Here is a 2,869-nt window from a genome sequence, read left to right as displayed (position 1 = left end):
CAGCAATTTGGGATTTGTTCTATCACTTTACATTTGGCTGGTTGAATGCGATATTCGAAAATCCCGGACCTGATCCTTCCACATTACCGGATTACAGAGACAGACTGGATGAAAATCTTGAAATCCTGGATGATACGCTTCATAAGGTTGAAGACTCAGTGAAGGTGCGTAAGGTCTAAGGCAACGACAACTTACTGTCTGAGGAAACTGATATGAGAAAAGAGCTTTTGATCACAAAAAGGATACTGGCAGGAGTGGCAGCAGGACTGGTGCTGTTTATTTTTGCTGCAGGTCTCTTACCTGTGACAGTTTCCGCATCAGACATTGCAACCGTGACACGTAAAGGAAGGACTGCCACAATAGAATATGCAGACATAAAAATTGAGATTGAGAGTACAGGCGAGAGCAATCTGCAGATTAGTAAGGAGGAGATTAAGTCTCAGGGGTTTTGGGAATATGTTAAATATACTGGCTATTATACAGAACCTGATACCTGGTATGACAAGTATTTTGGCGAAGCTGTAATGTATGCCCAAAAGGGAGATCAGATAACGGTAAGAGTCAGTACAAAAGCACCACCAACATATGTCAGTTATAGCCAGTTTTTGTCATATGAAGAGGCATTACAGCAAAGGTGCAGTGTTTGTGCTGATTATTTCTATTGGAGTGAACAAAAGGGATACTACATTCCTGATTATGGAACGACGACCGTGTATGGGGGAGAGAGTGTAGAAAAAACTATTACTATACCGGATATAGCAGATTATACGGAATTATATATTGGCGCAGATTGGCCGGCTGCAATGGTAGTAAAAATATATGCTGACAATTCAGGTCCGATTGCTCAGAAAAAAGAAACGCTTGCTGATAATGAGGCCGGAGAAGATGAAGGCACTGATATTGATAATGACATCGTTGAAGGCGGTAATTCTCAGTATGAAGAAGAATCTGATGATGATTTCTTGTCATCAGAGGATTCGTCCCAATCGGGAAATTTTGAGGACCCCTTCGATGAGCTTGATAAAGATGATGATGAGCTTCCAAGGGTGGTTGGTACCGGAGCAGCAGGAGCCGCAGTGGCAGCAGGAGCAGTAGGCGCAGCAGGAGCGATAGGAAAGAAAACAGGGAAAAAGAAATCTAAGAAGAAAGATAAGGAAAAGGAAGAAGAAAAAGAAGATAAGAGATCCACATACAAAATGTATGTATATAAGGACTTTGGAGATACTCTCAAACGCGGGGATGAGGCTAAGTATGTTTATGCCCGAATCGAGGAGACAACCTGGGATAAAAGAGTATTTACTAACGAGGAGCTTACCAGCCAGATAAGCGTTTCGTCCCCTACGGATGCTCTGATCGTATCAGATGGAGGTATGACAGTTAACAGCTATAAAGCTGCCGAGGTTGTGGTTCCCAAGGAGGGTAATAAGAACAAGGGCACAGTTACTTTCCAGTTCACGGGAGTGGGCGGCAGTTTCACAAGAAATGTTGTGTTCAACATCGTTGGCGAAAACCCTCATATTATCTATCCAAAGCTTGCTGATGACGGCGTAAGCTGGCTGGATAGCAGTCTGCCCGGAGAAGCAGTATTTATTGCGGGCAAGGGTGGAACAGAAAAAGTTATGTTCTACATAAAGGACGCGGTGGAAGAGCCTATAGATATAAGGTTTGACGGCGGGCCTGACTTTAATGTGTCTTATGAAAAAGAAGCTGCCTATAAGTGCGGCTATTATGCGGTTGTGGAAAATTGCAGTCCGGAAATAGAAAAAGCAAATGACATAATTGCTGACGCAGTCACCAAAACAATCAGTATAGAATCAGAGTTTAAGGATGGCACCATAACAAACAGTGAATTCTATGTGCAACTGTATCCTGACGGCTTATCAGTTGTGCCGAACACTAAGTACTTTAAGGATGACATTTTCCAGGTTATTACTGTGGCAGAGGATAATCCAAAACCCGGTGAAATCCCTATCATGCCATCTAGCTTTGATGTTCTTGTCTGCTATGTGGATTCTGGAACCGGAGAAGCCAAGATATTTAAGAATCCAAGCCTTTCATGCCAAAAACCTGATGATGAAGGCAGATACGGGAATACCTTTAAGGAAAATTTCGAGTACCGGATCGACTACACAACAGCAGGAGGGTATGATTTCTATCCTAAGTGTACGCTTCCAATGTTTGGCAAACCCTATGATGCCAAGATGAAGCTAATATACAAAGGCAAAAACGGTACGCGTTTTGATGGTGATCTTCCAATTCAGTTCTGGGGTGAAATCCCGCAGCCACCAAGTGAGGCCACAAGAAGAGAAGAGGAGCTGCGGCACCTTAGAAGGATCATACGTGAATTTGGAATAGATAATAATCCTAACCTTAAGATCATGCTCAGTAACATAGAGTATTACTCCGCATCTGATATAAGGTTTGTAAGAGGCTACGTCCTGCTTCTGGGAGTCCAATTCTATAGGGAAGAATCCAGAGTCAATATTGATTTCGGTAATCTCTGCGACAAATACGTTGTGGTATCAAGTGCCCTGGTTAAAGCAGGTGATTACGCTATTCAGGTAATTCTGGAGGTTAAGTTCGGAGCCAACGGCAAGATAGCAGCTGCCTTTATCAATCCATTTAAGAATATGCTCTGTGAGTATGTTGGCCAGTACATTGGTCTGGGTGCTGAGCCCGGAACGAATGTTGAAGTCGATTCGTTCTGGAAAGTCTTAACAGGCGCTGTAAGAGACGCCTTGGGAGAGTATATGACGGGCAAGAAAAAGCCTGAGCCTGAAGCTATGGGATATGTAGTAGCTGCATATATGTTGTATGCATTCTCAAATCATTATTTCCATGGAAAGAAAGAGGTAAAGGGTGATGTGTA

General features: G+C 43.0%; 1 protein-coding gene. It reads left to right on the top strand.

The features are described from left to right. Positions 1-212: 212 nt before the first annotated feature. Positions 213-2,869: hypothetical protein (locus G633_RS16830; RefSeq protein WP_035770304.1), on the top strand; the 2,657-nt coding region annotated here is incomplete at its 3' end.

It is taken from the genome of Butyrivibrio sp. FCS006 (assembly GCF_000424525.1).
In the GTDB taxonomy this organism is placed as follows: Bacteria; Bacillota; Clostridia; order Lachnospirales; family Lachnospiraceae; genus Butyrivibrio.
Note: the sequence above shows the minus strand (reverse complement) of the source record. Positions and strands in the feature narration are given on the sequence as shown.